This is a genomic window from Mesorhizobium sp. M7A.F.Ca.US.006.04.2.1, assembly GCF_004022915.1.
GTDB lineage: Bacteria > Pseudomonadota > Alphaproteobacteria > Rhizobiales > Rhizobiaceae > Mesorhizobium > Mesorhizobium ciceri.
Map to the genome: position 1 here is coordinate 1 of NZ_RZQA01001679.1, position 410 is coordinate 410.

A 410-nucleotide genomic window follows, 5' to 3' on the forward strand; every position below is an offset into this window, starting at 1 on the left:
GGCCAGCGCCAGGACCCGGGCAAAGTGTTCAAGGGCAAGCATATGGCTGGCCACATGGGCGACACCCGCGTCACCACGCAGAATGTCGAGATCGTATCGACCGACGCCGACCGCGGCCTGATCCTGATCCGCGGTGCGGTTCCCGGATCGAAGGGCGCCTGGATCCTGGTCCGCGATGCGGCCAAGGTGGCACTGCCGGCCAATGCGCCGAAGCCTGCCGCGATCCGCGCCGTTGCTGCCGAAAGTGGCGCCAAGAACGAGGCTCCGGCCACAGAGGGAGCGGAATAATGGATCTCAAGATCACAACGCTGGGCGGCAAGGACGCCGGCAAGGTGGAACTCTCCGACGAGATTTTCGGCCTTGATCCGCGCGAAGACATCCTGCAGCGCGTCGTGCGCTGGCAGCTTGCC

The 410-nt window shown here is 65.6% G+C and carries 2 pseudogenes; both read left to right on the forward strand.

The features are described from left to right. A pseudogene (locus EN925_RS39370) lies at nt 1-288 on the forward strand (50S ribosomal protein L3); the annotation flags it as partial. Beyond that, nucleotides 288-410, forward strand: a pseudogene (locus tag EN925_RS39375) (50S ribosomal protein L4); the annotation flags it as partial. The pseudogenes EN925_RS39370 and EN925_RS39375, both read left to right, overlap by 1 nt.